Genomic DNA, 25,311 nt, shown 5'->3' on the forward strand with positions numbered 1-25,311 from the left:
AGCAGGCCGAACGGGATTCAGAGCAGACCGACCGCGGTGTCCACCGCGGTCTCCACGCTGCCCTCGGCGGGGTACAGCAGCGACCGGCCGACGACCATGCCCTGGACGGTGGGCAGCCGCAGGGCCTTGCGCCATCTCTCGTACGCGCCTTCCTGGTCCCTGCCGACCTCGCCGCCGAGCAGCACGGCGGGCAGGGTGGACGCCTCCAGCACCTCGGCCATGTCGTCGGGGTCGCTGGTGACCGGCAGCTTGAGCCAGGTGTAGGCGGAGGTGCCGCCGAGGCCGGAGGCGATGGCGATGGACCGGGTGACGGCCTCGGCGCTCAGGTCGTTGCGGACCGTACCCTCCACCCGGCGGGATATGAACGGCTCGACGAACAGCGGCAGTCGGCGGGCGGCCATGTCGTCGACGGCGCGGGCTGTGGTCTGCAGGGTCTCCAGGGAGCCGGGGTCGTCGTAGTCGATACGCAGCAAGAGCTTTCCGGCGTCGAAGCGGAGCCGCTCGATGTCCTCGGCACGGTGGCCGGTGAAGCGGTCGTCCATCTCGAAGGAGGCGCCCGCGAGCCCGCCGCGGTTCATGGAACCCATCACGACCTTGTTCTCCAGGACGCCCAGGAGCAGCAGGTCCTCCAGGATGTCGGCGGTGGCGAGCACCCCGTCCACACCGGGCCGCGACAGCGCGACGCAGAGGCGTTCCAGGAGGTCGGCGCGGTTGGCCATGGCCAGGCGGTGCTCGCCGACGCCGAGGGCGCCGCGCGCTGGGTGGTCGGCGGCCACGATCATCAGGCGGCCGCTCTCACCGATCAGCGGGCGGCGGACACGGCGGGCGGCCGCTTCGGCGATGGCCTCCGGGTGCCGGGCGCGCACCGTGACGAGGTCGGGAATGCTGATGCTCAAGACAGGCTCCGTTCAGGGGTGGCGTCGGTCGGCCGCGTATGCGGGGCACCTCGGCCTCGGACTCGGTCAGCCGCGTACGAGGAGGTCCTCGACCTCGGACTCGGTCGGCATCGCGGAGGAGCAGGCGAGCCGGGAGGCGACGAGCGCGCCGGCCGCGTTGGCGTACCGGATGGTCTTCTCCAGCTCCCAGCCGGACAGCAGACCGTGGCAGAGCGAACCGCCGAACGCGTCTCCCGCGCCGAGGCCGTTGACGACCTCCACCGGCACCGGCGGGACCTCGGCGACGGTGCCGTCGCGGTGGACGGCCAGGACTCCCTTGGGGCCCTGTTTGACGACCGCCAGTTCCACACCGGCGTCGAGGAGGGCCTGGGCGCAGGCCCGTGGTTCGCGTACGCCGGTGGCGATCTCGCATTCGTCGAGGTTGCCGACGGCGACCGTGGCGTGGCGCAGGGCCTCGGCGTAGTACGGGCGCGCGCTGTCGGGGTCCTTCCAGAACATCGGGCGCCAGTCGAGGTCGAAGACCGTGGTGCCCGACTTGGCGCGCGCCTTCAGGGCGGCGAGCGTGGCCGAGCGGCTGGGCTCCTCGCTCAGGCCGGTGCCGGTGATCCAGAAGATGCGGGCCGCGCGGATGGCGAAGAAGTCCAGCTCGTCGGTGTGGATCTCCAGGTCGGGCGCCTTGGGCCGCCGGTAGAAGTACAGCGGGAAGTCGTCCGGCGGGAAGATCTCGCAGAAGGTGATCGGCGTGGGGTAGGCGTCGACGGGTGTGACCCAGCGGTCGTCGACGCCGAACTCCTTGAGCGCCTGGTGGAGGTAGGTGCCGAAGGGGTCCTGGCCGGTGCGGGTGATCACCGCGGTGGCGCGGCCCAGGCGGGCGGCGGCCACCGCGACATTGGCCGCCGAGCCGCCGAGGAACTTTCCGAAGGACTCGACCTGCGCGAGCGGCACACCCGTCTGCAGCGGGTAGAGATCGACGCCGATACGTCCCATGGTGATGACGTCGAAGGTTTCAGCGGACTCAGGCATGCGTGACGCTCCTGATGCGTGGGATGCGGGCAACGGGGCGCCCGATGCCTCTTAGGTGTAGGACCCACAGCAAGCCTCTGTCAAGACTTTGTACGGACATTCGGACCTGCTCAGGAAATGATGTCTTAACAAAGTATTGACAGGTGGGTGCAACAGGGACTTGTATCCCGTCCCAACGAAACAGCCGCGTCACCGGCTCAAGACCCGGACCTGCCGTCCGGGCCCCGCACGGGCCCCGCGCCCCGCGCCGTCCCGTTCCCTTTCCCCCGGTCGCACAGTGAGGTGCTGGAAAGATGGACCGCACGTTTCACCCCCGCTCTCGCAGAATTGCCCCACTCGTCGCGACACTCGCGGCATCCGCGCTGCTGATAGCCGGCTGCTCCAGCAGCTCCGGCGGCAAGAAGGCGGAGGAGAGCGGCGCCGACGCCTCCGCAGGCAAGGCCAACACCCCCCGCATGACGATCGCGATGGTCACCCACGCGCCCCCCGGCGACACCTTCTGGGACACCATCCGCAAGGGCGCCCAGGCCGCGGCCGCCAAGGACAACGTCAAGCTGATCTACTCCAGCGACGCCAACGCGGGCACCCAGGCCAACCTGGTGCAGAACGCGATCGACCAGAAGGTCGACGGCATCGCGGTCACCCTTGCCAAGCCGGACGCCATGAAGGACGTGCTCGCCAAGGCCGAGAAGGCGGGCATCCCGGTGGTCGGCTTCAACGCTGGTGTGGACGACTGGAAGAAGCAGGGCCTGCTGGAGTACTTCGGCCAGGACGAGACCGTCGCGGGCGAGGCGTTCGGCAAGAAGCTCAACGAGCTCGGTGCCAAGCACAACATCTGTGTGATCCAGGACCAGGGTCATGTCGCCCTGGAGGCCCGCTGCGCCGGTGTGAAGAAGACCTTCAGCGGCAAGACGGAGAACCTCTACGTCAACGGCACCGACATGCCGTCCGTGAAGTCGACGATCACCGCGAAGCTCAAGCAGGACAGCTCCATCGACTACGTCGTCACCCTCGGCGCCCCGTTCGCGCTGACGGCGGTGCAGTCGGTCAGCGACGCGGGCAGCAAGGCCAAGGTCGCCACCTTCGACCTCAACAAGGACCTGGTGAAGGGTGTCCAGGACGGTGACATCTCGTTCGCCGTCGACCAGCAGCCCTATCTGCAGGGCTACCTGTCGGTCGACTCCCTGTGGCTCTACAAGACCAACGGCAACTACAGCGGTGGCGGCGAGGCGCCCGTCCTGACCGGACCGGCGTTCGTCGACAAGACCAACGTCGACACCATCGCCAAGTTCGCCGCGAAGGGTACTCGGTGATGACCATGAGTCAGGCAACGGCACCGGCGACGAGTCCCTCGTCGCCGGCCTCGCCGGCCACTCAGAAGGACGGCCGCGCCACACAGCGGTCCCTGGGGCGCCGGCTGCTCGCCCGCCCCGAGGTCGGCGCGCTGATCGCGGCCGTCGGCGTGTACATCTTCTTCTTCTCGGTGGCTCCTTCCTTCCGCGAGGCGAGCGCGCTGTCCACCGTGCTCTACCAGGCGTCGGTCATGGGCATCATGGCGATTCCGGTCGCCCTGCTGATGATCGGCGGCGAGTTCGACCTCTCGGCCGGTGTCGCCGTCACGACCTCGGCGCTCACCGCCGCGATCCTCAGCTTCCAGCTGACCACGAACGTGTGGACCGGTGTCCTCGTCGCACTGATCGCCTCCCTCGCCGTCGGCGCGTTCAACGGCTATCTGCTGGTCAGGACCGGACTCCCCAGCTTCCTGATCACCCTGGGCTCGTTCCTGGTCCTGCAGGGCGCCAACCTCGCCGTCACCAAGATCTTCACCGGCAATGTCGCCAGCGACTCGATCGCCGACATGGACGGTTTCGACCAGGCCAAGAAGATCTTCGCCTCCGAGGTGAGCATCGGCGGGGTGGACTTCAAGATCACCATCTTCTACTGGCTGCTGTTCGCCGCGGCGGCGACCTGGCTGCTGCTGCGCACCAAGTTCGGCAACTGGATCTTCGCGGTCGGCGGCAACCAGGACAGCGCCCGAGCGGTCGGCGTGCCGGTGAAGTTCACCAAGGTCGCCCTGTTCATGGGCGTGGGCGCGGGCGCCTGGTTCGTCGGCATGCACCTGCTGTTCTCGTTCAACACCGTGCAGTCCGGCGAGGGCGTGGGCAACGAGTTCCTGTACATCATCGCCGCGGTGATCGGCGGCTGCCTGCTCACCGGCGGCTACGGCTCGGCGGTCGGCCCGGTCATCGGCGCCTTCATCTTCGGCATGGTCTCCCAGGGCATCGTCTACGCCAACTGGAACCCCGACTGGTTCAAGGCGTTCCTCGGCGTGATGCTCCTGGTCGCCGCCCTCGTCAATCTGTGGGTCCGCCGCACGGCGACCCGGAGGTGATCTGATCACATGACAACCAACGGAACCTCACCGAACGGCGCGGCGGTCAAGGCCGAGCCGGAGGACACCGGGCCCATCGTCGAGCTGCGCGGCGCCGGCAAGGCGTACGGCAACATCCGCGCCCTGCACGGCGTCACCCTGGCCGTCCACCCCGGCAAGGTGACCTGTGTGCTCGGCGACAACGGCGCCGGCAAGTCCACCCTCATCAAGATCATCTCAGGGTTGCACCAGCACACCGAGGGCGAGTTCCTCGTCGACGGCAAGCCGGTGCACTTCAGCACTCCCCGCGAGGCACTCGACAAGGGCATCGCCACCGTCTACCAGGACCTGGCGACGGTCCCGCTGATGCCGGTGTGGCGGAACTTCTTCCTCGGCTCCGAGATGACCCGCGGCCCCTGGCCGGTGCGCCGCCTCGACATCGCGAAGATGCGGCAGACCGCCGACCAGGAACTGCGCAACATGGGCATCGCCCTCGACGACCTGGACCAGCCCATCGGCACGCTCTCCGGCGGTCAGCGCCAGTCCGTGGCCATCGCCCGCGCCGTCTACTTCGGTGCGCGGGTCCTGATCCTGGACGAGCCCACGGCCGCGCTCGGTGTCAAGCAGTCCGGTGTCGTCCTCAAGTACATCGCCGCCGCCCGCGACCGCGGCCTCGGCGTCATCTTCATCACCCACAATCCGCACCACGCCTACATGGTCGGCGACCACTTCAGCGTGCTCCGCCTCGGCACCATGGAGCTCAGCGCCGACCGCAGTGAGGTGAGCCTCGAAGAGCTCACCAACCACATGGCCGGCGGCACCGAACTCGCCGCGCTCAAGCACGAGTTGGCGCAGGTACGCGGCGTCGACGTCGAGGAGCTCCCCGAAGCGGAAGACCTCCAGGCACCCGTGGCGGCCTCCTCCGAAGGGACCTCCTGAGATGACCACTGCCCTCGACCGCATCCGGGTCGGCTCGGCACCCGACTCCTGGGGCGTCTGGTTCCCCGACGACCCCCAGCAGGTTCCCTGGGAACGTTTCCTGGACGAGGTCGCCGAGGCCGGCTACTCCTGGATCGAACTCGGCCCGTACGGCTATCTGCCGACCGACCCCGCCCGGCTCACCGACGAGGTGAACAGGCGACGGTTGAAGGTGTCGGCCGGCACGATCTTCACCGGGCTGCACCGCGGACCCTCGGTCTGGGAGTCCACCTGGAAGCACGTCAGCGAGGTCGCCTCCCTCACCCAGGCCATGGGCGCGAAGCACCTGGTGGTCATCCCGTCCTTCTGGCGGGACGACAAGACCGCCGAGATCCTCGAGCCGCCGGAGCTGACCGCCGAGCAGTGGGCCCACCTGACCAAGGGCATGGAGCGGCTCGGCCACGAGGTCAAGGAGACGTACGGCCTGGACATCGTCGTCCACCCGCACGCCGACACCCACATCGACACCGAGGACCACGTCGAGCGCTTCCTCGACTCGACCGACTCCGAGCTGGTCAACCTCTGCCTGGACACCGGGCACTACGCCTACTGCGGCGGCGACAGCGTGAAGCTCATCGAGACGTACGGCGAGCGGATGGGCTATCTGCACCTCAAGCAGGTCGACCCCGACATCCTCGCCGACGTCGTCAAGAACGAGGTGCCGTTCGGGCCCGCCGTCCAGCGCGGTGTGATGTGCGAACCCCCTTCCGGTGTACCGGAGTTGGAGCCGGTGCTGGTCGCGGCCCAGGGCCTGGGTGTCGAGCTGTTCGCCATCGTCGAGCAGGACATGTACCCCTGCGAGCCGGACAAGCCGCTGCCCATCGCCGTCCGCACCCGGAAGTTCCTCCGCTCCTGCGGCGCCTGACCCCGAAAGGACCACCGAACACCATGACCCAGCGCGGAACGCTCGGCATCGCCGTCATCGGCACCGGCCGGATGGGGGCCGACCACGTACGCCGTATCACGGAGGTCATCAGCGGGGCGCGGGTGACCGCCGTCGCGGACCTCGACGCGGAACGGGCCAAGCAGCTCGCCGCGGGCATCGACGGCTGCACCGCGTACACCGACCCGGCCGCCGCCATGGCCGCGGACGACGTCGACGCCGTGATCATCGCCTCACCCGGCCCGGCGCACGAGGCGGCGCTGCTCACCGCCTTCGAGCACGACCTGCCGGTGCTGTGCGAGAAGCCGCTCACTCCGGACGCGGCCTCCGCGCTGCGCGTCATGGAGGCCGAGCAGAAGCTCGGCCACCGGCGGGTCCAGGTCGGGTTCATGCGCCGGTACGACGCCGAGTACATGAAGCTCAAGTCACTGCTGGACAGCGGTGAACTGGGCCGGCCGCTGATGCTGCACAACCGGCACCGCAACGCCGACGTCCTGCCGTATTTCACCGAGCAGATGCTGATCAACGACTCCGTGGTGCACGAGATGGACGTCGCCCGCTGGCTGCTGGACCAGGAGATCACCGCGGTCACGGTGATGAAGCCGAAGCCCTCCGGCAACGCGCCCGAGGGGCTGTCCGACCCGCAGTTCGTCGTCTTCGAGACGGACGGGGGCACCCTGGTCGACGTCGAGATCTACGTCAACTGCCGATTCGGCTACCAGGTGCAGGCCGAGGCGGTCTGCGAGAACGGCACGGCACGGATCGGCGAGGCCCAAGGGATGCTCGTCAACACGGCGGGACGGTGGGGCGGTTCCATCGCCCCGGACTTCGTGGAGCGGTTCGTGGACGCGTACGACCGCGAGGTCCAGGCCTGGGTCGACGCCACGCTGCGGGGCGAGGTCACCGGCCCCAGCAGCTGGGACGGATACGCCGCGGCGGCCGTCTGCGAGGCGGGCGTCCGGGCCCAGGCGGAGGGCCGCAGGACCGAGGTCGAACTGATCGAGCGCCCCGCCCTCTACCGCTGACACACCGGAAGGCACTGCCCCATGAAGATCGCGCTCGACCCGTACATGATCCGCCATGTACCTCTCCTCGAACTGCCCGCCGTGGTGGCCGAGTTGGGCTACGAGTGGATCGAGCTGTCCCCCCGCGAGGACTTCATCCCCTTCTTCCGGCATCCCCGCGTGGACGACGGCACGGTCCGCAAGTTCCGCAAGGCGCTGGACTCCGCGGGCGTCGGCATCTCCTCGCTGCTCCCCCTGTTCCGCTGGTCGGGACCGGACGAGGACGACCGCCGGGCCGCCGTGCGGTACTGGAAGCGGTCCATCCAGATCGCCGCCGACCTCGGTGTCGACAGCATGATCTCCGAGTTCAACGGCCGCCCCGAGGCCTCCGACCGCTCGGAGGCCCAGTTCTGGAACTCCCTCGACGAGCTGCTGCCACTGTTCGAGCGCGAGGGCATCCGCCTCGCCCTGGAGCCGCACCCGGACGACTTCATCGAGAACGGCTACGACGCGATCAACCTGATCCGCGGCATCAACCACCCGAACGTCACGTTCCTGTACTGCGCCCCGCACACCTTCCACATCGGAAACGACGCGCCCGGCATCATCGAGTACGCCGGCGACCTGCTCACCCATGTGCATCTCGCCGACGCCTTCGACCACACCGCCTCCTCCGGCAACCGCTACATCCTCAACCCGCCCGGCACCCCGGCCCGCATCCACCAGCACCTGGACATCGGGCAGGGCGAGGTCGACTTCGACGAGCTGTTCCGCGAGCTGAAGTCCCACCACTTCGACGGCACCCTCACGGCCTGCGTGTTCGCCTGGGAGGAACGGGCCAAGGAGTCGTCGGTCTTCATGCGCGAGAAGATCGCCGAGTACCTCGCCCACGTGCCTTAGAGATGGGTCAGGCGGTGCACGCGGGCGGCGAGCACGGCGACGTCGTCCTCCGCGGGGCCGCTCATCAGCTGGGCCAGGACATCGTCGACGATCTTCTCGAGGCTGTCTCGCGGGGAGAGTCTCAGGCGAGTGAGGCGTCGGAGGGAGTCGTCGATGTCCTCGTCCCGGCGTTCCACCAAGCCGTCGGTGTAGAGCAGCAGGGTCCCGCCGGGCACACCCGGGCGCGTGACGGTCTCGTACACGCCGAACCCGGTGCCCAGCGGTGGACCCACCGGAAGGGGCACGATCTCGATGTGCCCCTGCGGCGTGATCCGAACGGGCGGCAGATGTCCCGCGTTCGAGTAGGAGACGGTGTTGGCACGAGGGTCGCCGAGAGCCAGCAGGCAGGTGGCGACCCGCTCGAAGCCCGCGTCGGCGACCATGCGGTCGGCGTGATGGAGCATCTCGTGCGGTCGCAGTCCGGTGTCGGCCAGGGCCCGCAGCATGGACCGGTAGTGGCTCATGGCGACGGCCGCCTCGACTCCGTGGCCCATGACATCGCCGATGACCAGGAGGTTTCGGTCACGGGACAGGGCCAGGGAGTCGAACCAGTCGCCGCCCACCACCGTGGTGTCGTCCGCCGGCAGATACCGGAAGGCGGTCTCCAGGTTCGGGTGGGGGACGGTCGGCTCGGTCAGCAGGGCCCGCTGCAGCTCCAGGGCCATCGCATGCTCGCGGGCGTAGCGGAAGGCCCGGTCCAGGGCCCGGGCGGCGCGGGCAGCCAACTCCTGTGCCACCACGGCGTCTTCGCGTGTGAAGGCGGGTGAGGGGCCGACGCGGACCATCGACAGAGTGCCGAGGAGACGGTCCTCGGTGCCCACTGGTGTGATGAGTACCGAGTGCACCCCGGCGGCGCGATACCGGGCGATCCGATCGGCGTACGACCCCTCGGGCACGTCGCCCGCCGAGAGGTCGTGCATCCAGGACCGGCCGGCGTCCAGCCGCTGCCTGATCGGTGATCCCGCCTCGTATTCCACATACACACCGGCCGAGCCGATCTCCCTCAGCGCGGCTCTGACCTGCGGTGCGGCGCTGAAGGCGGCCCGGCGCAGCCGCATGACGCCGGGCGGAGTCTGCCGCCGCCCGCCCGGCCGGTCCTGCTGGAACAGTTCCACACCCGCGGCGTCCGCGAGCCCGGGGACCACGAAGTCGGCCAGCTCACCGCAGGTGGCGTCGATGTCCAAGGTGTTGCCGATCCGCGTGACCGCGGTGTCCAGCAGCGCCATGCGCTGGTGGGCACGCTCCAACTCGGGCAGATACCGGAGCGGTTCGGTGATCTCCAGACCGACGCCGACCAGCCCGACGACCTTGCCGTGCTCGTCCTCCAGCCGGTGGAACGTCACCCGCCACTCGTGGCGCACATGAGGCGAGGGGGCATGGGCGAATCCGGTGCCGACCAGTTGGCGCGGCCGTCCGTCCCGGAGCACCTCCCGCAGCACCTGCCCGGCACGCGCTGCCCCTGGCAGGACGTCGGCGAGGGTGCGGCCGAGGTGGGCCTCGGCGGACAGCCCGTCCACCCGGGCCATGCGCGGGTTGACGTAGAGGTAGCGCAGTTCGGTGTCGAGTACGGCCAATCCTGCCTTCGTGCCCTCCACGCTCCGGTGCAGTGCTCGGTACTCACGGCCGAGCGGCAGGCCCGCGACGACGCCGCCCGCCGCCGCCAGCACCGCCTCGACGTCGCTGGAGATCAGGGGCTGCGCGGCAGGAACATCCGGCTCCACCGGCATCCTCCTCGACTCCCGGAGTCTGCGACCCGCTGAAATCCATGATCGGTCACGCGGGCGTGCCGCGCACGCGCGTCGGGTCAAAAGCCGGTGAGCGGCGACGCGCCGGCGGCGCTCCCCGGGCGTCGGCCGGCCGGGCGGGCCATGCCTCCTCCAGCCGGGCGAGACCCGCCTCGGTGAGAACGGTGTTCCCTCCATGCTGGCCGCGCCGAGCATGCGCGCCGGAGCGCCGTTCTACTCGCCCGCGGCAGGAGGCCACGATGCGGTGCTGTCGCGCACCACGAGTTTCGTAGGGACGAGTGTCGTGCCGTGCTCCGCCCCCTCGTGGCGCATCCGCCGTAGTACACCCTCGACGCACAGGCGTCCCACCTCGGCGAAGTCCTGGTGGACGGTCGTCAGGGGAGGCAGGAAGGAGCCGGCCTCGGGGATGTCGTCGAAGCCGATGACGCTGACGTCGTCGGGGATCTTCCGGCCGCGCTCGTGCAGGGCCCGCAACAGCCCCAGCGCCATCTGGTCGTTGGCGGCGAACACCGCCGTACAGTCCTTCTCGCCGGCGAGTCGCAGACCCGCGCGATAGCCGGACTCCGCCGACCAGTCGCCTCGTACGACGGGCGGCAGGACGCGGCCCGCCTCGGCGAGTTCGGCGCGCCAGGCGGCGGCACGGCGCTCGGCCGCGAAGGACTCCTCGGGGCCGGCCAGATGCCAGACCGTGCGATGGCCGAGGTCCAGGAGGTGCCGCACAGCCGCGCGGGCTCCGCCGGCCTGGTCGGTGTCGACCACGGTGTAGCGGTCGCCGGCGTCCGAGTCGGCGACCACGACCTGGACGCGGGGCGGCAGGGAGATGGTCGCCGCGTCGAGCAGGTGCACTTCCATGATGACGATGACGGCGTCGACGGCGAGCTCGCCCAGCCGGGAGAAGGCGCCGCGCACCTCGTCCTGGGTGGGGACGGCGACGGGCAGGAGCGTGACGGCGTAACCCTCCTGCGCCGCGGACGTGGCGATCGCCTCCAGGGTGCGCATATTGCCCGTGGTGGAGAGGTTGAAGGTGATGACGCCGATGGTGCGGAACTCGCCGCGCTTCAGGGCCCGGGCGGCGCTGTTGGGCCGGTAGCCCAGTTCTTTCATGGCCGCGAGCACCTGCCGCCGGGTCTCCTCGTTGACGCCCGCGTAACCGTTGGACACCCGGGAGACGGTCTGCGAGGAGACGCCGGCCAGGCGGGCGACATCCGCCATGGACGCACTCGGTGTGCGCCGCGCGGCCCGCGTCTGCGTACGCGTGCGTGCCCGATCCCTGCTCGTCGAGGCACCGTCCGCTGTGTCCACCCGTCTCCCTCGATTACCTGAGTCGCCGTTTCATCAGGCGACCCTTGACCGCCGACATGGGGGCAGTGTAGACATGCCGCCATCAGATGTTTACGTAAACATAACAGCCCAGGGCCTCCTTCGGAGCTGCATGTTTACGCAAACATCTGCGACGGCGTGAGACGCCGGTTCCGAGATGGACGAGCGAGGAACGAACGACATGACGACGCTTCAACCCCCTGCCGCCGTGACACGGCGCCCTGACCGGCCTCCGGCGAAACGGGACCGCCGTTCCTGGACGGGGTGGGGGTTCATAGGCCCCTTCGCGGTGGTCTTCGCCTTCGTCTTCCTGGCTCCGATCGCATACTCGATCTACCTCAGCCTCTTCCGGGACAAGCTCATCGGCGGCACGTCCTTCGTCGGCCTGGACAACTATCAACAGGCTCTGCAGGACGACCAGTTCTGGGACTCCCTGGTCCGGGTGTCGCTGTTCCTGCTGGTCCAGGTGCCGATCATGCTGGGCATCGCGCTGCTCGTGGCGCTCGCACTGGACAGCGGGCGGCTGTACGGCCGGGACTTCTTCCGGATCTCGATCTTCCTGCCGTACGCGGTGCCCGCCGTGGTCGCCACCCTCATGTGGGGCTTCATGTACGGCACGAAGTACGGACTGGTGGGCGACATCAACGGGGCGTTCGGCGTCACCCTGCCCGACCCGCTCTCCTCCGACCTGGTGCTGGCGTCGATCGGCAACATCGTCACCTGGGAGTTCGTCGGCTACAACATGCTGATCTTCTACTCCGCGCTGCGGGTCATCCCGAACTCGCTGTACGAGGCCGCGGAGATCGACGGCGCCGGGCAGATCCGCGTCGTCACCGCCATCAAGCTCCCCGCGATCCGCGGCGCCCTCGTCATCGCGACGATCTTCTCGATCATCGGCAGCTTCCAGCTCTTCAACGAGCCGAACATCCTGCGGCCGCTGGCGCGCAACGCCATCACGACGGACTACACCCCGAACTTCTACACGTATTCGCTGTCCTTCAACGGCCAGCAGCACAACTACTCCGCGGCGGTCGCCATCATCATGGGGCTGATCACCATGGTCATCGCCTATGTCGTGCAGCTCCGCGGCATGCGCAAGGGAGCGTGACCCGATGAGCAGCACGAGCAGCCCCGTCACCACCGCTTCCCAGCCCGCACCCGCTCCGGCCGCCGGCGGTTCCAAGGGCGCGCCCCGACTGCGTACGCGCCGCAAGCATGTTCCAGGACGCCCCAGGCGCAGCGTTCTGCTGACCGTGCTCACCGGCCTGATCATGCTCTATACCGTGGTGCCCCTGGTGTGGCTGGTCATCAGCGCCACCAAGACCCAGGAAGGGCTCGCGGAGTCCTCCGGACTGTGGTTCAGCCACGACTTCGCTCTCTGGGACAACATCAGCCAGACCTTCACGTACAACGACGGCATCTTCGTACGCTGGCTGCTGAACACCCTGCTGTACGTCGTGCTCGGCGCCGGCGGCGCCACCTTCCTGGCGATCCTGGGCGGCTACGCGCTGGCGAAGTTCACCTTCCCCGGCAAGCGCGCCGTCTTCGCCGTGGTCATCGGTGCCGTCGCCGTCCCAGGCACCGCCCTGGCGGTACCCACCTTCCTGATGTTCAGCAAGATGGGACTGACCGACACCCCGTGGGCAGTGATCATCCCCTCGCTCGTCTCGCCCTTCGGTCTGTACCTGATGTGGGTCTTCGCCAGCGAGGCGATCCCCGTCGAACTCCTTGAGGCCGCCCGCATCGACGGCGCGGGCGAGGTGCGCACCTTCTTCCGGGTCTCCCTGCCGCTGCTCGCCCCCGGCATCGTGACCGTCCTGCTGTTCACCACGGTCGCGACCTGGAACAACTACTTCCTGCCGCTGATCATGCTCAAGGACCCGGACTGGTACCCGCTGACCCTCGGCCTGAGCGCCTGGAACTCCCAGGCCGAGACCATCGGCGGCGACGTGATCTTCAACCTGGTGATCACCGGTTCGCTGCTCACCATCGTGCCGCTGATCGCCGCGTTCCTGCTGCTGCAGAAGTACTGGCAGTCCGGGCTCGCCGCCGGAAGCGTCAAGGAGTAACCCCGCCCACTGGCCCCACCCCCTCAGCGTCACCTCTTTCACCCTCGCCCTGTCCCACCCACGAAGAAGTGGAAGCACCTTCATGCGCAGAACCACCGGCCGCCTGCTGCGCGGCATCGCTCTCCTGTCCGCCCTCGCCCTGGGGACGACCGCCTGCGGCGGCTCCGACGACGACAGCTCCGACACGAAGCCGGTCTCGGCCCAGGACATCCAGGCGGCCCTGAAGAAGGGCGGCACGGTCACGGTCTGGGCCTGGGAGCCCACGCTCAAGACGGTCGCCGCCGACTTCGAGAAGAAGTACCCCAAGGTCAAGATCAACCTCGTCGGCGAGCGGTCCGGTGACAAGCACTACACCGCCCTGTCGAACGCCATCTCGGCCGAGAAGGGCGTCCCCGACGTCGCGCAGGTCGAGTACTTCGCGCTGGGGCAGTACGCCCTCACCAAGGGCCTCACCAACCTGGCGCCCTTCGGCGCGGACAAGCTCAAGGACAAGTACACCCCCGGCCCGTGGAACGCCGTGAGCGAGGGTGACAAGGTCTACGGCCTGCCGATGGACTCCGGCCCCATGGCGCTGTTCTACAACAAGAAGGTCTTCGACAAGTACAAGATCGCAGTCCCGACCACCTGGGACGAGTACGTCGAGGCGGCCCGCAAGCTGCACAAGGCCGACCCCAAGGTCTACATCGCCAACGACGCCGGCGACGCGGGCTTCACCACCAGCATGCTGTGGCAGGCCGGTTCGCGTCCCTACAAGGTCGACGGCACCAAGGTGAAGATCGACTTCGCCGACGCGGGCGCCAAGAAGTACACCGACACCTGGCAGAAGCTCCTCGACGAGAAGCTCCTCGCGCCCATCAACGGCTGGACCGACGACTGGTACAAGGGCCTGGGCGACGGCACCATCGCCACCCTGGCCACCGGCGCCTGGATGCCCGCCAACTTCGTCACCGGCGTGCCGAACGCCTCCGGTGACTGGCGCGCGGCCCCGATGCCGGCCTGGACCAAGGGCGACAAGGCGAGCGCGGAGAACGGCGGCAGCTCCCTGGCCGTGCCCGAGCTGGCCAAGAACAAGGAACTCGCCTACGCCTTCGTCAAGTACGCGAACGCCGAGGACGGCGTGCAGACCCGCGTCAAGCAGGGCGCCTTCCCGGCGACCAAGGCGGAACTCCAGTCCACCGAGTTCCAGAACACCAAGTTCGACTACTTCGGTGGCCAGGAGGCCAACAAGATCTTCGCCGAATCCGCCGCCAACGTCGCCGACGACTGGTCGTACCTGCCTTTCCAGCAGTACGCCAACTCGATCTTCAACGACACCGTCGGCAAGGCGTACGTCTCCAACACCAAGCTGGCCGCCGGCCTGAAGTCCTGGCAGGACGCCTCCGTCAAGTACGGAAACGAGCAGGGCTTCACCGTCGAGAAGTGACGGCTGTGAAGTAACCGCTCGGAAGTGACCGCTCAGAAATAGCCGCCCGGACATCGCGACGCACCACGCGCCGCCCCGTGCAGCACACCGGAAGGACCATCATGATCTCCACCCTCCTGTCCCGGCTTCAGGACGGGGCGGACGGTGACCCCACCCCCCGCCTCGCGTTCGGCGCCGACTACAACCCGGAGCAGTGGCCGCGCGAGGTGTGGGAGGAGGACGTACGGCTGATGCGCGAGGCCGGCGTCAACATCGTCTCGGTGGGGATCTTCTCCTGGGCCCGCATCCAGCCGGCCCAGGACGAGTGGGACTTCACCTGGCTCGACGAGGTCATGGACCTGCTGCACGCGGGCGGAATCGGGGTCGACCTGGCCACCGCGACCGCCTCCCCGCCGCCCTGGCTCACCACGGCGCACCCGGAGATTCTCCCGGTGACCGCCTCCGGTGAGACGCTGTGGCCGGGGGGCCGCCAGCACTGGCGTCCCACCTCGCCCGTCTTCCGCGACCACGCGCTGCGCCTGGTGCGGAAGATGGCCGAGCGGTACGCCCACCATCCCGCGCTGGTGGCCTGGCATGTCTCCAACGAGCTGGGCTGCCACAACATCTACGACTATTCCGACGACGCGGCTCGTGCCTTCCGCGACTGGCTGCGCGCTCGCTACACCACGATCGACGCGCTCAACCACGCCTGGGGCACCGCCTTCTGGTCCCAGCGGTTCAGCGACTGGGAGCAGATCCTGCCGCCCCGTCTTGCCGCCTCCTACCCGAACCCCACACAGCAGCTGGACTTCAAGCGTTTCTCCTCCGACGCGCTGAAGGAGTATCTGTGCGCCGAGCGGGACCTGCTGCGCGAGATCACACCCGGCGTTCCGGTCACCACGAACTTCATGGTGATGGGCGGCACCAAGGGGATGAACTACGCCGACTGGGCCGGCGAGATCGACTTCGTCTCCAACGACCACTACGTCATGCCCGGTCCGCAGGACCGGGACGAGCTGTCCTTCTCCGCCAACCTCGTCAGCGGTATCTCCGGCGGACGTCCCTGGTTCCTCATGGAGCACTCCACGAGCGCCGTGAACTGGCAGCCCGTCAACGTGGCCAAGCGGCCGGGCGACCTGGCCCGTGACTCGCTGCTGCACGTCGCGCACGGCGCCGACGCCGTGTGCTTCTTCCAGTGGCGCCAGTCGGCGGCCGGCGCCGAGAAATACCACTCGGCGATGGTGCCGCACGCTGGGCCCGACAGCGAGGTCTTCCGCGCGGTGGCCGGCCTCGGCAGGACCTTGCGGACGCTGGCTCCGGTCGCGGGGACCGAGCGCGAGCCCGCCCGGGTCGGGATCGTCTTCGACTGGGAGTCGTGGTGGGCGAGCGAGCAGGACTCCCACCCGACCTCCCGACTCGACTACCGCCGGGAGGCGCTCGACTGGTACTCCGCCCTCCTCGCCCTCGGCGTGCGTGCCGACCTCGTCACCACGCAGACCGACCTCGGCCGGTACGAGCTGCTGATCGCACCCGTGCTGCACATGGTCCCGGCTCCGCTGGCCAAGGAGCTCACGCGGTACGTCGAGCACGGCAGCCACCTGGTCACCACCTACTTCTCCGGCGTCGTGGACGAGAACGACCACATCTGGCTCGGCGGCTACCCGGGAGCCCTGCGCGAGCTGCTCGGCATCCGCGTCGAGGAGTTCGGGCCGCTGCTCTACGGCGACACGGCCGAGCTGGAGCTCGGGCCGGACTCCGTCGCCACCGGCACTCTGTGGACCGACCGGATCACCGTCACCGACCCGGAGGTGGAGGTGCTGTCCCACTACCGCGGCGGCACGTACGCCGGTCGCCCCGCAGTCACCCGCCGCACGGTGGGCCGTGGTTCGGCCGCCTACGTCTCCACCCGGCTGGGCGTGGACGGCCTCACCGGCCTGCTGCCGCAGCTGCTCGCCCCTGCCGGGGTCGTCAGTGAACTGCCCGACGGCGCACGGGGCAGCGTCGAGCTGATCGTGCGCCGTGGCGCCGGTAGCCGCTATCTGTTCCTGGTCAACCGCACCGACGAGACGGTGCCGCTGACAGGGCTCGCCGGGGAACTCCTGATCGGCCATGCAGGGGACGACGGCGCCCCTGTCCTCTCCCCCAGGGACGTCGCCGTACTGCGACAGCCCACGACCTGACGAAGGTCACGCCCAGGTGGGCGGCCGGGCCGGAGGCACCCGCTGTCTTCAGACACTCCAGGCCCAGTCGGCCACCTCGGGCAGGTCGGTGCCGTGTTCGCGGATCCAGGCGTGGTGCCGGGTGCGGACGTCGGCCATCTGCTGGCGTACTGCGGCGGCGCGGACGCCGAGGCCGTGAACCCGGTCGATGACGTCCATGACCAGGCGGTAGCGGTCCAGGTCATTGCGGACGACCATGTCGAAGGGGGTCGTGGTGGTGCCCATCTCCCTGTAGCCGCGGACATGCAGGTTGGCGTGGCCGGAGCGGCCGTAGGCGAGCCGGTGGATCAGCCAGGGATAGCCGTGGTAGGCGAAGATGACCGGCTTGTCGGACGTGAACAGCCCGTCGTACTCGAAGTCGGTCATCCCGTGCGGGTGGTCCTCGCGCGGCAGCAGCCGGGTCATGTCGACGACGTTGACGACCCGGACGGCGAGCTCGGGCAGATGCCGACGCAGAAGATCGGAGGCGGCAAGGACTTCTTGGGTGGGGACGTCGCCCGCGCAGGCGAGGACGACATCCGGTTCGCGATCTCCATTGGCAGAGCCCGCCCAGTCCCAGATTCCGGCGCCTCGGGCGCAGTGGGCGCGGGCCTGGTCCATGGAGAGCCAGTCGAAGCAGGGCTGCTTGCCGGCGACCACGACATTCACGTAGTCGCGGCTGCGCAACACGTGATCCGCCACGGACAGCAGCGTGTTGGCGTCCGGCGGCAGATAGACCCGTACGACCTCCGGGCTCTTGTTGAGGACGTGGTCCACGAACCCCGGGTCCTGGTGGGAGAAGCCGTTGTGGTCCTGGCGCCACACGTGCGAGGTGAGAAGGTAGTTGAGCGAGGCGATCGGGGCCCGCCAGGCCAACTCCCGTGACGTCTTGAGCCACTTGATGTGCTGGTTGACCATCGAGTCGACGATGTGCACGAAGGCCTCGTAGCAGGAGAACAGTCCGTGCCGGCCCGTCAGCAGATAGCCCTCCAGCCAGCCCTGGCAGAGGTGTTCGGAGAGGATTTCCATGACCCGGCCGTGGCGGTCGAGGTGCTCGTCCACCGGAAGGGTCTGGGCCTGCCAGGCCTTGCCGCTGGCAGCGAAGACCGCCTCCAGCCGGTTGGAGGCGGTCTCGTCGGGGCCCACCAGCCGGAAGTCGCGGCGACCGGCCGTGTCCGTCATGACCTGTTCGAGCAGGTTGCCGAGGACCCGGGTGGGCTCGTGCAGGGTGGCGCCCGGCTTGTCCACGGGCACGGCGAAGCGGTCGAGGGAGGGGATCGGCAGATCACGGACGAGCAGGCCGCCGTTGGCGTGCGGGGTGGCGCCGAGGCGGCGGGAGCCCTCGGGAACGCAGGCGAGGACATCGGCGACGGGCCGCCCCTCGGCGTCGAAGAGCTCCTCGGGACGGTACGAGCGCAACCAGGTCTCCAACTGCCGCAGGTGATCCGGGTTTTCGCGGACACCGGCCAGCGGGACTTGGTGGGCGCGCCACGTGCCCTCGACCGGCACGCCGTCGACCTCGGCGGGCCCGGTCCAGCCCTTGGGGGTCCGCAGCACGATCATGGGCCAGCGCACCCGCTCGGTCACGCCACCCTCGCGAGCCGTGGCCTGCATGAGCGCGATACGGTCCAGCGCTTCGTCGAACGCCTGGGCCATGGCCCGGTGGACCTGGTGCGGGTCGTCGCCGGTGACGTGGATCGGTTCGTGGCCGTACCCCCGCAGCAGCGCGTCGAGCTCCGGCTCCGGCAGGCGGGCGAGCACGGTCGGGTTGGCGATCTTGTAGCCGTTGAGATGCAGGATCGGCAGGACGGCGCCGTCGTGCACCGGGTCGAGGAACTTGTTGGAGTGCCAGGACGCGGCGAGCGGCCCGGTCTCGGCCTCGCCATCGCCGATCACGCAGGCGACCAACAGGTTCGGGTTGTCGAGGGCGGCCCCGTAGGCGTGCGCGAGCGAGTAGCCCAGTTCCCCGCCCTCGTGGATCGAGCCGGGCGTCTCGGGTGCCACGTGGCTGGGCACTCCGCCGGGGAAGGAGAACTGACGGAAGAGCCTCTCCATGCCCTCCGCGTCACGCGAGACGTCCGGATACGTCTCGCTGTAGCTGCCCTCCAGCCAGGAGTTGGCGACAACGGCAGGCCCACCGTGGCCGGGGCCCCATACGCACAGCGCGTCGAGACCGCGGGCCTTGATGACGCGGTTGAGATGGGTGTGGACGAGGTTGAGGCCGGGCGAGGTGCCCCAGTGGCCGAGCAGCCGCGGTTTGATGTGCGCGGGCGTGAGGGGCTCGGTCAGCAGCGGGTTGGCCAGCAGGTAGATCTGGCCCACGGCAAGGTAGTTGGCGGCCCGCCAATGGGCGTCCAGGGTGCGTAGTTCCTCGTCGGTCAGTACGGTGCTGGCCTGGTGTTCGACCTTGGGCATGGTGACTCCGTAAGTCATAGAGGTACGTCATCGAGGTCGTCATCGAACGGACTGGGTGGCGTGGCGGGCGGCACGATCAACGGAGTCTCCGAGCATCGGAAGCCGCGGGTCGCGCGGACCGCGCCATGAGCCGCCGCGCGGCGGGCCGCGCCGGTGTCGAGCACCTGCGCCCCACCGCGCGATCCGGATCGCTGCCTCCCCGGTCACGCGGCGGGTCGCTGAACCGGTCACGGTGTTCGCACCCGCTGCGGTACGACGGCGACCGGGCAGGCCGAGTGGTGCAGCACGGCGTGGGCGACCCGGCCGAGCTGCAGCCCGAAGTGCCCGTGGCGACGCTCGGCGCCGACGACGAGCAGATCGGCGGTGGCCGAGGCGTCGAGCAGCGCCTTGCGGGCGGGGCCCTCGACGGTTCGCCGGTGCAATTCCACGGACGGGAACTCCGCGGCGGCGGCGCGCAGCGCGGCGTCGAGGGTGTCCGTGGCCCGCTTCTCATGGAGACCAGCGGCTTCTCCGGCGGGCGGCGGATGGTCTGTGGTCCCGTGGGCGGGCCGACGCCAGGACCGTACGGCCTCCAGAGGGACCTTCCGTACGTCCGCCTCCTGGAAGGCGAAGCGCACGGCCGCGGAGTTCTGCGGCTCCTCGCCGACACCCAGCACGATGCGCCGCTGTACCCCTGACTTCGCCTGGTTGTCGTGGCTGCCCCGCAGCACGATCACCGGGCAGTGCGCGCGGGCGGAGACGGCGAGGCCGACCGAACCGAGCAGCAGCTCGGCGATGGCACTGCGGCCTCGGGCGCCGAGGACCAGTGCGGTGGCGTTGCGGGCCTCGCGCAGCAGAGCGGGCACCGGCTCTTCGGGCAGCACATCGGTGGAGATCTTCACCTCCGCGTCGCGACGGTGTGCCCGCCGAGCGGCCGCGTCGACGATGTCCTCGGCCATCACCTCTTCCGAGGGGCGGTCCTGTCCCTGAGCGAGCGAGGTGCCCTCGTAGCGCTCCCAGAGTGAGGCGTACACCAGCCGGAGCGGTAGTCCGCGCAGGCCGGCCTCGTCCGTCGCCCAGTCCACGGCGCGCAGGCTCGGCTCGGAGCCGTCGACCCCCACGACCAGCGGCAGCTCCATGATCCTCACCTTCCGTCGGGGAACTCGAAGACGATCCGGGCGTCGACCGGGCCGTGCGGGACGTCCTGGAAGGATTCGTTGACCGAGGCCAGGGGGCGGGGCAGGGAGACCACCCGCGTGGGGCCCGCCGTGCGCAGCGGGAACACCTCGTCGAGATCCTGCCGGGGGTCCCCACCAAGCCCGCCCATTCGGCTGCCGCCCGGCTCTCGGGCGAGCCGTCGAGGCCGACGGTGATCGTGCGGGGCATCGTCTTCACCTCCTGAATCGGGGGGCCGATTCCAGCGTCGTGTCCAGGGTGTCCGTGTTGGAGGGGCCAGAGGTACTCGGCCGGGGCCGATCGGCCCTATGACCGGCCCCGGCGGGAACCTCCGGGGCCCCGCTGTCAGCGGAGCCGGCCGTCGGCGCGGGCGCGGGCGCGCGCGGCAAGACGTACGCCTGCTGCCGCCGGGCGAGGCGCGCGCTGGTTCCCGGACTCCCTGCCGCGCTCGCGGATGGGCACCCCACCAGGAAGGAGTGAGTCGGCGGGTGATGGGCCGTAGTGCCGTACGAGGAGAGGTGCTCCGAGAGCTCCGGCAGTCGCAGCGGTACAGGATGCCGGATCAGCTCGCCGAGAATGCCGTGGCCGCTCGGCAAGTCACCGATCCGGGCACACTGTTCCTCCCCGTTCCACGGTCAGGAACTCCGACAGCCGACGATCGTCGCCGATCACACCCGGCGCTCCGTACTCGGCGTCCACCTACTACGGCGGCTTCGACGATGCGGCGCGGCACCTGCGGGAGATCCAGTTCTCGCCGTACTGGCTGAGAGTCGGGGGTCGAAGGCCTTACAACCCCCGCGCCGTACATCGCCCTTCACGAACCCGGGAGTGTCGCTGCAGGTGACCACGGCCCCCTGAGCGCCGATACTGCCGGGAGTGGACTACTCGGCTCCCTCACATGCACAGCACCAGATCCATGGCAACCCGTCAGGAGCGCGGCGACAGCTCAGTGACAACCCGGTCGGAGCCCGCTCCGGCCGGCCGCGAACCACCAAGATCGACAAGCGGTCGTACGCACTCTGACCAGGAAAGACATCGGCCGGCGGCTAAGCTGAAAATCTCACCAGGAGGTTCCCATGAAGATGCTCATCAACGTGGCGGAGACGGTGGTCGCGGACGCGCTGCGGGGCATGGCGGCGGCACATCCGGAGCTGACGGTGGACGTCGAGAACCGCGTGATCGTGCGGCGGGACGCCCCGGTGGCCGGGAAGGTGGGCCTCGTCTCCGGCGGCGGGTCGGGGCACGAGCCGCTGCACGGCGGATTCGTGGGTCCCGGGATGCTGTCGGCGGCCTGTCCCGGAGAGGTGTTCACGTCTCCGGTGCCGGACCAGATGGTGCGGGCAGCGGCCGCTGTGGACAGCGGCGCGGGCGTGCTGTTCATCGTGAAGAACTACACGGGTGACGTGCTCAATTTCGACATGGCGGCCGAGCTCGCCGAGGACGAGGGCATCCAGATCGCGAAGGTCCTGGTCAATGACGACGTGGCCGTCACCGACAGCCTCTACACGGCGGGGCGGCGCGGCACCGGGGCGACGTTGTTCGTGGAGAAGATCGCGGGTGCCGCCGCCGAGGAGGGCGCGCCGCTGGAGCGGGTCCAGGCGCTGGCACGGCAGGTCAACGAGAACTCCCGGAGTTTCGGCGTCGCGCTCAGTGCGTGCACGACTCCGGCCAAGGGCAGCCCGACCTTCGACCTGCCGCCCGGGGAATTGGAGCTGGGCGTCGGTATTCACGGCGAGCCCGGCCGGGAGCGGCGCGCGATGATGACCTCGAGCGAGATCGCCGACTTCTCGGTGCACGCGATCCTGGAGGACATGAGCCCGCGCAATCCGGTGCTGGTACTGGTCAACGGCATGGGCGCGACCCCGCTCCTGGAACTGTACGGCTACAACGCGGAGGTGCAGCGGGTGCTGGGCGAGCGCGGAGTCCCCGTGGCGCGCACGCTGGTCGGTAATTACGTCACCTCGCTGGACATGGCCGGCGCCTCGGTGACGCTGTGCCAGGTGGACGAGGAGCTGCTGCGGCTGTGGGACGCACCGGTGAACACACCGGGCCTGCGCTGGGGCGTGTGAACCCGGTCAACAGGCGATCGGCTGCCGATGTCGGCAACCAGTCGACGCTCGTAGCGCACGGTCAACGCTCGTCCCCGCAGTACAACGCTCGCTCCAGGTCCCGGCAATCAACGCTCACTCCAGGCCCCCGCAGTCAACGCGCGCACCACACAGTCACCGCTCGCACCAGGCAACCACGCAAGGAGATTCCGTGCTCGACGCCGATTTCTTCCGCCGTTGGATGACGGCGACCGCCGCGTCCGTGGATCGCGAGGCGGAACGGCTCACCGCTCTGGACTCGCCGATCGGCGACGCCGACCACGGCAGCAATCTGCAGCGCGGGTTCAAAGCCGTGGTGGCCACGCTCGAGAAGGAGGCGCCGGACACGCCCGGCGCCGTCCTCATGCTCGCCGGGCGGCAGCTGGTCTCCACGGTCGGCGGCGCGTCGGGACCGTTGTACGGCACCCTGCTGCGCCGGACCGGCAAGGCGCTCGGGGATGCCGCCGAGGTCACCGAGGAGCAGTTCACGGACGCGCTGCGCGCGGGCATCGACGCGGTGATGGCACTGGGCGGAGCCGCGCCCGGCGACAAGACCATGATCGACGCGCTGGTGCCCGCGGTCGACGCCCTCGCCGACTCGTTCGTCGCGGCGGAGGCCGCCGCCGAGGAGGGCGCCGTCGCGACGACACCGTTGCAGGCCCGCAAGGGCCGGGCGAGCTATCTGGGCGAGCGCAGCATCGGGCACCAGGATCCCGGCGCCACCTCCTCGGCTCTCCTGATCGCGGCACTCGTGGAGGCGGCCGGTGAGTGACTCCACGGACAAGCTCGTAGGGATTGTCCTGGTCTCCCACAGCGCCGCCGTCGCCGCTTCCGTGGCCGAGCTCGCGACGGGCCTCGCCGGCGGTGGCACGACCGCTCCCATCGCTCCGGCGGGCGGCACCGTGGACGGCGGCCTCGGCACGAGCGCGGAGCTGATCGCCGCCGCGGCCGCCTCCGTTGACCGTGGCGCCGGAATCGCCGTCCTCACCGACCTGGGCAGTGCCGTCCTCACCGTGAAGGCACTGCTCGCCGAGGGCGACGAACTCCCCGACAACACCCGTCTGGTGGACGCGCCCTTCGTCGAGGGCGCGGTGGCCGCGGTCGTCACGGCCTCGGCGGGCGCGGACCTCGCCGCGGTGGAGGCGGCGGCCGTGGAGGCGTACTCGTACCGGAAGGTGTGAGCGCCGGGACCACTCGTCCCGGGCTTGATCAGGAAAGTCCTTCGGCCGCGACGGCGAGGGCCGAGCGAACGGTCGCCACCAGCTCGGCCTCCGCCGCCCGGGGGTCGGGCTCCTCCTCGTCCGTGCGCCACGCATAGTGCTCGACCGCCGTGCGCAGGGCCGCGTTGAGCATGGCGGCCTGGATCTCCGACCGCAGGTCGACGGCGGCCGAGCCGGCGCGGTCGGCGAGCGCGCGGGCGAAGACCGGCTCGGCCTCGTCGTGGGCCTGGAGCCAGACCGCGCGCAGGCCCGGCTCGGTGCGGGTCAGCCTCAGCAGCGCACGGACCTTGGGCAGGTGCGGCCTCGCCATCGGGCGGTCGCCGGTCGTGGACGCCCGTTCCAGGGCGTCCTCCAGCGGCTGGTCGGGGCGCCATGCGCGCAGCGCCGAGGCGATCGCTTCGATCCCGGCGGCGAACAGGGGGCTGACGCAGCTCTCCTTGCTCGGGAAGTAACGCCACAGGGTCCGCGCGGAGACGCCGACCGCCTGTCCGATCTGCTCGCCGGTGGTCGCGGCCACGCCCTGGGAGACGAACAGTTCCACCGCGGCGCGCGCGATCTCCAGCCGGATCTCCTCTTTGCGCTGTTCGGTCAGCGGAGGCCGTCCGGTACGGCCGCCCGCTCGGCCGGGGGGTTCGGTGATGGCGCCGTCCGGCACTGGTGACTCCCTGGTTCTGCCTGCGGCTGCTGCCCTGGACTGCCTGAGTCTAACGATCTCGAAAAGGGCTCCCGGACTTTATGTCACTCAAAGACATTAAGTCGTACGGTGTGGAGCGCGGCGGCTCCGTCGCACCTCGCACGCACACCTCTGGGAGAACGTCATGACCACCACTGGACTGTCCGGCCGCAGCGTCATCGTCACCGGCGCGGGCTCCGGCATCGGGCGCGCCACCGCGCTCGCCTTCGCGGCGGAGGGTGCGCGCGTGGTCGTGGCCGACCTCAACGCCGAAGGCGCGGAGAGCGTCGTGAAGGACATCGTGGCGGCTGGCGGTACCGGCGTAGCCGTCACGGGCGACCTGAGCGAGCAGGCCGTCGTCGACCGGGTGACCGCGACCGCGGTGGAGCGGTTCGGCGGGGTGGACGTGCTGGTCAACAACGCGGGAATCATGGACCGCATGTCGGCGGCGGGAGACGTCAGCGACGCGGAGTGGGAGCGGGTCATCCGGGTGAACCTCACCGCTCCCTTCCTGCTCACCCGGGCGGTGCTGCCGCACATGCTGGAGGCCGGCGAGGGCGCCATAGTGAACACCGCGTCCGAGGCGAGCCTGCGCGGCAGCGCCGCGGGGGCCGCGTACACCGCCTCGAAGCACGGCATCGCGGGCTTCACGAAGTCCCTCGCCGTGACCTACCGGGACAAGGGCATCCGCGCCAACGCCATCGCCCCGGGCGGCACACAGACCGGCATGGTCCCGGATCTCGACCAGGGCGCGACGGGCCCCACGGCCCTCCTCGCGTACATGGGCAATGTCGGCCGCGTCGCGAACGCCGAGGAGCAGGCCGCCGCCATCGTGTTCCTGGCCTCGGACGCGGCGAGCAACATCAACGGCGTGATCCTGCCCGTCGACAACGGCTGGGCCGCGGTCTGACGACCACCGAGCACCGGCCCGGC

At 69.6% G+C, this 25,311-nt stretch carries 22 protein-coding genes and 1 pseudogene; 14 read left to right on the forward strand and 9 right to left on the reverse strand.

Going from position 1 to position 25,311, the window contains the following annotated elements:
- Positions 1-17: 17 nt before the first annotated feature.
- The gene (locus AB5J53_RS03185) at positions 18-896 is read right to left on the reverse strand and encodes a deoxyribose-phosphate aldolase (protein ID WP_369244133.1); all 879 of its coding nucleotides are present in this window, start codon (positions 894-896) and stop codon (positions 18-20) included.
- A 66-nt stretch (positions 897-962) separates the two neighbouring features.
- The gene (iolC, locus tag AB5J53_RS03190; protein WP_369244134.1) at positions 963-1,919 is read right to left on the reverse strand and encodes a 5-dehydro-2-deoxygluconokinase; all 957 of its coding nucleotides are present in this window, start codon (positions 1,917-1,919) and stop codon (positions 963-965) included.
- Between the two features lie 293 nt (positions 1,920-2,212).
- On the opposite strand from iolC, the gene AB5J53_RS03195 reads away from it, so the two are divergent.
- The 6 genes from AB5J53_RS03195 to AB5J53_RS03220 are packed head-to-tail and all read left to right on the forward strand — an operon-like array spanning position 2,213 to position 8,055.
- Positions 2,213-3,232, forward strand: a complete 1,020-nt coding sequence (locus AB5J53_RS03195) for a sugar ABC transporter substrate-binding protein (protein ID WP_369244135.1) — start codon at positions 2,213-2,215, stop codon at positions 3,230-3,232.
- 5 nt (positions 3,233-3,237) lie between these two features.
- Positions 3,238-4,311: an ABC transporter permease gene (locus AB5J53_RS03200; protein WP_369244136.1), complete on the forward strand. Its 1,074-nt coding sequence runs from the start codon at positions 3,238-3,240 to the stop codon at positions 4,309-4,311.
- Between the two features lie 9 nt (positions 4,312-4,320).
- Positions 4,321-5,229: an ATP-binding cassette domain-containing protein gene (locus AB5J53_RS03205; RefSeq protein WP_369244137.1), complete on the forward strand. Its 909-nt coding sequence runs from the start codon at positions 4,321-4,323 to the stop codon at positions 5,227-5,229.
- A 1-nt stretch (position 5,230) separates the two neighbouring features.
- Positions 5,231-6,133, forward strand: coding sequence for a sugar phosphate isomerase/epimerase family protein (locus tag AB5J53_RS03210; protein ID WP_369244138.1), 903 nt, complete (start codon positions 5,231-5,233; stop codon positions 6,131-6,133).
- A gap of 23 nt (positions 6,134-6,156) precedes the next feature.
- Complete coding sequence (locus AB5J53_RS03215) at positions 6,157-7,176, forward strand: Gfo/Idh/MocA family protein (RefSeq protein WP_369244139.1); 1,020 nt, start codon at positions 6,157-6,159, stop codon at positions 7,174-7,176.
- A 21-nt stretch (positions 7,177-7,197) separates the two neighbouring features.
- Entirely contained in the window at positions 7,198-8,055 is an 858-nt protein-coding gene (locus tag AB5J53_RS03220; RefSeq protein WP_369244140.1) for a sugar phosphate isomerase/epimerase family protein, read from the forward strand.
- Here the strand turns inward: AB5J53_RS03220 and AB5J53_RS03225 are convergent.
- Positions 8,052-9,815 carry a SpoIIE family protein phosphatase gene (locus tag AB5J53_RS03225; RefSeq protein WP_369244141.1) on the reverse strand — a complete coding sequence of 588 codons (1,764 nt, stop codon included), beginning with the start codon at positions 9,813-9,815 and terminating at the stop codon, positions 8,052-8,054. The genes AB5J53_RS03220 and AB5J53_RS03225 overlap by 4 nt on opposite strands.
- 237 nt (positions 9,816-10,052) lie before the next feature.
- Entirely contained in the window at positions 10,053-11,051 is a 999-nt protein-coding gene (locus AB5J53_RS03230) for a LacI family DNA-binding transcriptional regulator (RefSeq protein ID WP_369244142.1), read from the reverse strand.
- Positions 11,052-11,340: 289 nt separating this feature from the next.
- On the opposite strand from AB5J53_RS03230, the gene AB5J53_RS03235 reads away from it, so the two are divergent.
- From AB5J53_RS03235 to AB5J53_RS03250, 4 genes are all read left to right on the forward strand, one after another.
- Positions 11,341-12,267 (forward strand): carbohydrate ABC transporter permease, encoded by a 927-nt coding sequence (locus AB5J53_RS03235; protein WP_369244143.1) that lies wholly within the window; start codon positions 11,341-11,343, stop codon positions 12,265-12,267.
- 4 nt (positions 12,268-12,271) lie between these two features.
- Positions 12,272-13,228 (forward strand): carbohydrate ABC transporter permease, encoded by a 957-nt coding sequence (locus AB5J53_RS03240; RefSeq protein WP_369244144.1) that lies wholly within the window; start codon positions 12,272-12,274, stop codon positions 13,226-13,228.
- Positions 13,229-13,310: 82 nt separating this feature from the next.
- On the forward strand, positions 13,311-14,651 hold the full coding sequence (locus tag AB5J53_RS03245; protein ID WP_369244145.1) for an ABC transporter substrate-binding protein: 1,341 nt from the start codon (positions 13,311-13,313) through the stop codon (positions 14,649-14,651).
- Between the two features lie 101 nt (positions 14,652-14,752).
- Positions 14,753-16,810 carry a beta-galactosidase gene (locus tag AB5J53_RS03250; RefSeq protein WP_369244146.1) on the forward strand — a complete coding sequence of 686 codons (2,058 nt, stop codon included), beginning with the start codon at positions 14,753-14,755 and terminating at the stop codon, positions 16,808-16,810.
- A gap of 48 nt (positions 16,811-16,858) precedes the next feature.
- Here AB5J53_RS03250 and AB5J53_RS03255 read toward each other — a convergent pair whose 3' ends face one another.
- From AB5J53_RS03255 to AB5J53_RS03270, 4 genes and pseudogenes are all read right to left on the reverse strand, one after another.
- A complete protein-coding gene (locus tag AB5J53_RS03255) occupies positions 16,859-19,243 on the reverse strand; it encodes a phosphoketolase (protein WP_369244147.1) in 2,385 nt (794 codons plus the stop codon).
- 227 nt (positions 19,244-19,470) lie between these two features.
- On the reverse strand, positions 19,471-20,361 hold the full coding sequence (locus tag AB5J53_RS03260; RefSeq protein WP_369244148.1) for a universal stress protein: 891 nt from the start codon (positions 20,359-20,361) through the stop codon (positions 19,471-19,473).
- A gap of 5 nt (positions 20,362-20,366) precedes the next feature.
- The gene (locus AB5J53_RS03265) at positions 20,367-20,549 is read right to left on the reverse strand and encodes a hypothetical protein (RefSeq protein WP_369244149.1); all 183 of its coding nucleotides are present in this window, start codon (positions 20,547-20,549) and stop codon (positions 20,367-20,369) included.
- A 293-nt stretch (positions 20,550-20,842) separates the two neighbouring features.
- Positions 20,843-21,152 (reverse strand): annotated as a pseudogene (locus AB5J53_RS03270) (histidine kinase); the annotation flags it as partial.
- A 322-nt stretch (positions 21,153-21,474) separates the two neighbouring features.
- Here AB5J53_RS03270 and dhaK point away from each other — a divergent pair.
- From dhaK to AB5J53_RS03285, 3 genes are all read left to right on the forward strand, one after another.
- Complete coding sequence (gene dhaK, locus AB5J53_RS03275; protein ID WP_369244150.1) at positions 21,475-22,467, forward strand: dihydroxyacetone kinase subunit DhaK; 993 nt, start codon at positions 21,475-21,477, stop codon at positions 22,465-22,467.
- 190 nt (positions 22,468-22,657) lie between these two features.
- On the forward strand, positions 22,658-23,257 hold the full coding sequence (gene dhaL / locus AB5J53_RS03280; protein WP_369244151.1) for a dihydroxyacetone kinase subunit DhaL: 600 nt from the start codon (positions 22,658-22,660) through the stop codon (positions 23,255-23,257).
- Positions 23,250-23,666, forward strand: coding sequence for a PTS-dependent dihydroxyacetone kinase phosphotransferase subunit DhaM (locus AB5J53_RS03285; RefSeq protein WP_369244152.1), 417 nt, complete (start codon positions 23,250-23,252; stop codon positions 23,664-23,666). The genes dhaL and AB5J53_RS03285 overlap by 8 nt, the downstream gene beginning before the upstream one ends.
- Positions 23,667-23,694: 28 nt before the next feature.
- Here the strand turns inward: AB5J53_RS03285 and AB5J53_RS03290 are convergent, their stop codons facing one another.
- Positions 23,695-24,360 (reverse strand): TetR/AcrR family transcriptional regulator, encoded by a 666-nt coding sequence (locus tag AB5J53_RS03290; RefSeq protein ID WP_369244153.1) that lies wholly within the window; start codon positions 24,358-24,360, stop codon positions 23,695-23,697.
- A 163-nt stretch (positions 24,361-24,523) separates the two neighbouring features.
- Between AB5J53_RS03290 and AB5J53_RS03295 the strand changes: the two genes are divergently transcribed.
- Positions 24,524-25,288, forward strand: a complete 765-nt coding sequence (locus AB5J53_RS03295; RefSeq protein ID WP_369244154.1) for an SDR family NAD(P)-dependent oxidoreductase — start codon at positions 24,524-24,526, stop codon at positions 25,286-25,288.
- Positions 25,289-25,311: the final 23 nt, after the last annotated feature.

It is taken from the genome of Streptomyces sp. R41, assembly GCF_041053055.1.
Classification (GTDB): domain Bacteria; phylum Actinomycetota; class Actinomycetes; order Streptomycetales; family Streptomycetaceae; genus Streptomyces.

Coding starts and splice junctions, on each gene's coding strand:
- AB5J53_RS03235 (WP_369244143.1), top strand. CDS start 11,341: ATGACGACGCTTCAACCCCCTGCCGCCGTGACACGGCGCCCTGACCGG.
- AB5J53_RS03195 (WP_369244135.1), top strand. CDS start 2,213: ATGGACCGCACGTTTCACCCCCGCTCTCGCAGAATTGCCCCACTCGTC.
- AB5J53_RS03200 (WP_369244136.1), top strand. CDS start 3,238: ATGAGTCAGGCAACGGCACCGGCGACGAGTCCCTCGTCGCCGGCCTCG.
- AB5J53_RS03295 (WP_369244154.1), top strand. CDS start 24,524: ATGACCACCACTGGACTGTCCGGCCGCAGCGTCATCGTCACCGGCGCG.
- AB5J53_RS03265 (WP_369244149.1), bottom strand. CDS start 20,549: ATGGGCGGGCTTGGTGGGGACCCCCGGCAGGATCTCGACGAGGTGTTC.
- AB5J53_RS03205 (WP_369244137.1), top strand. CDS start 4,321: ATGACAACCAACGGAACCTCACCGAACGGCGCGGCGGTCAAGGCCGAG.
- dhaK (WP_369244150.1), top strand. CDS start 21,475: ATGAAGATGCTCATCAACGTGGCGGAGACGGTGGTCGCGGACGCGCTG.
- iolC (WP_369244134.1), bottom strand. CDS start 1,919: ATGCCTGAGTCCGCTGAAACCTTCGACGTCATCACCATGGGACGTATC.
- AB5J53_RS03215 (WP_369244139.1), top strand. CDS start 6,157: ATGACCCAGCGCGGAACGCTCGGCATCGCCGTCATCGGCACCGGCCGG.
- AB5J53_RS03255 (WP_369244147.1), bottom strand. CDS start 19,243: ATGCCCAAGGTCGAACACCAGGCCAGCACCGTACTGACCGACGAGGAA.
- AB5J53_RS03220 (WP_369244140.1), top strand. CDS start 7,198: ATGAAGATCGCGCTCGACCCGTACATGATCCGCCATGTACCTCTCCTC.
- AB5J53_RS03245 (WP_369244145.1), top strand. CDS start 13,311: ATGCGCAGAACCACCGGCCGCCTGCTGCGCGGCATCGCTCTCCTGTCC.
- AB5J53_RS03240 (WP_369244144.1), top strand. CDS start 12,272: ATGAGCAGCACGAGCAGCCCCGTCACCACCGCTTCCCAGCCCGCACCC.
- AB5J53_RS03250 (WP_369244146.1), top strand. CDS start 14,753: ATGATCTCCACCCTCCTGTCCCGGCTTCAGGACGGGGCGGACGGTGAC.
- AB5J53_RS03210 (WP_369244138.1), top strand. CDS start 5,231: ATGACCACTGCCCTCGACCGCATCCGGGTCGGCTCGGCACCCGACTCC.
- AB5J53_RS03260 (WP_369244148.1), bottom strand. CDS start 20,361: ATGGAGCTGCCGCTGGTCGTGGGGGTCGACGGCTCCGAGCCGAGCCTG.
- AB5J53_RS03230 (WP_369244142.1), bottom strand. CDS start 11,051: ATGGCGGATGTCGCCCGCCTGGCCGGCGTCTCCTCGCAGACCGTCTCC.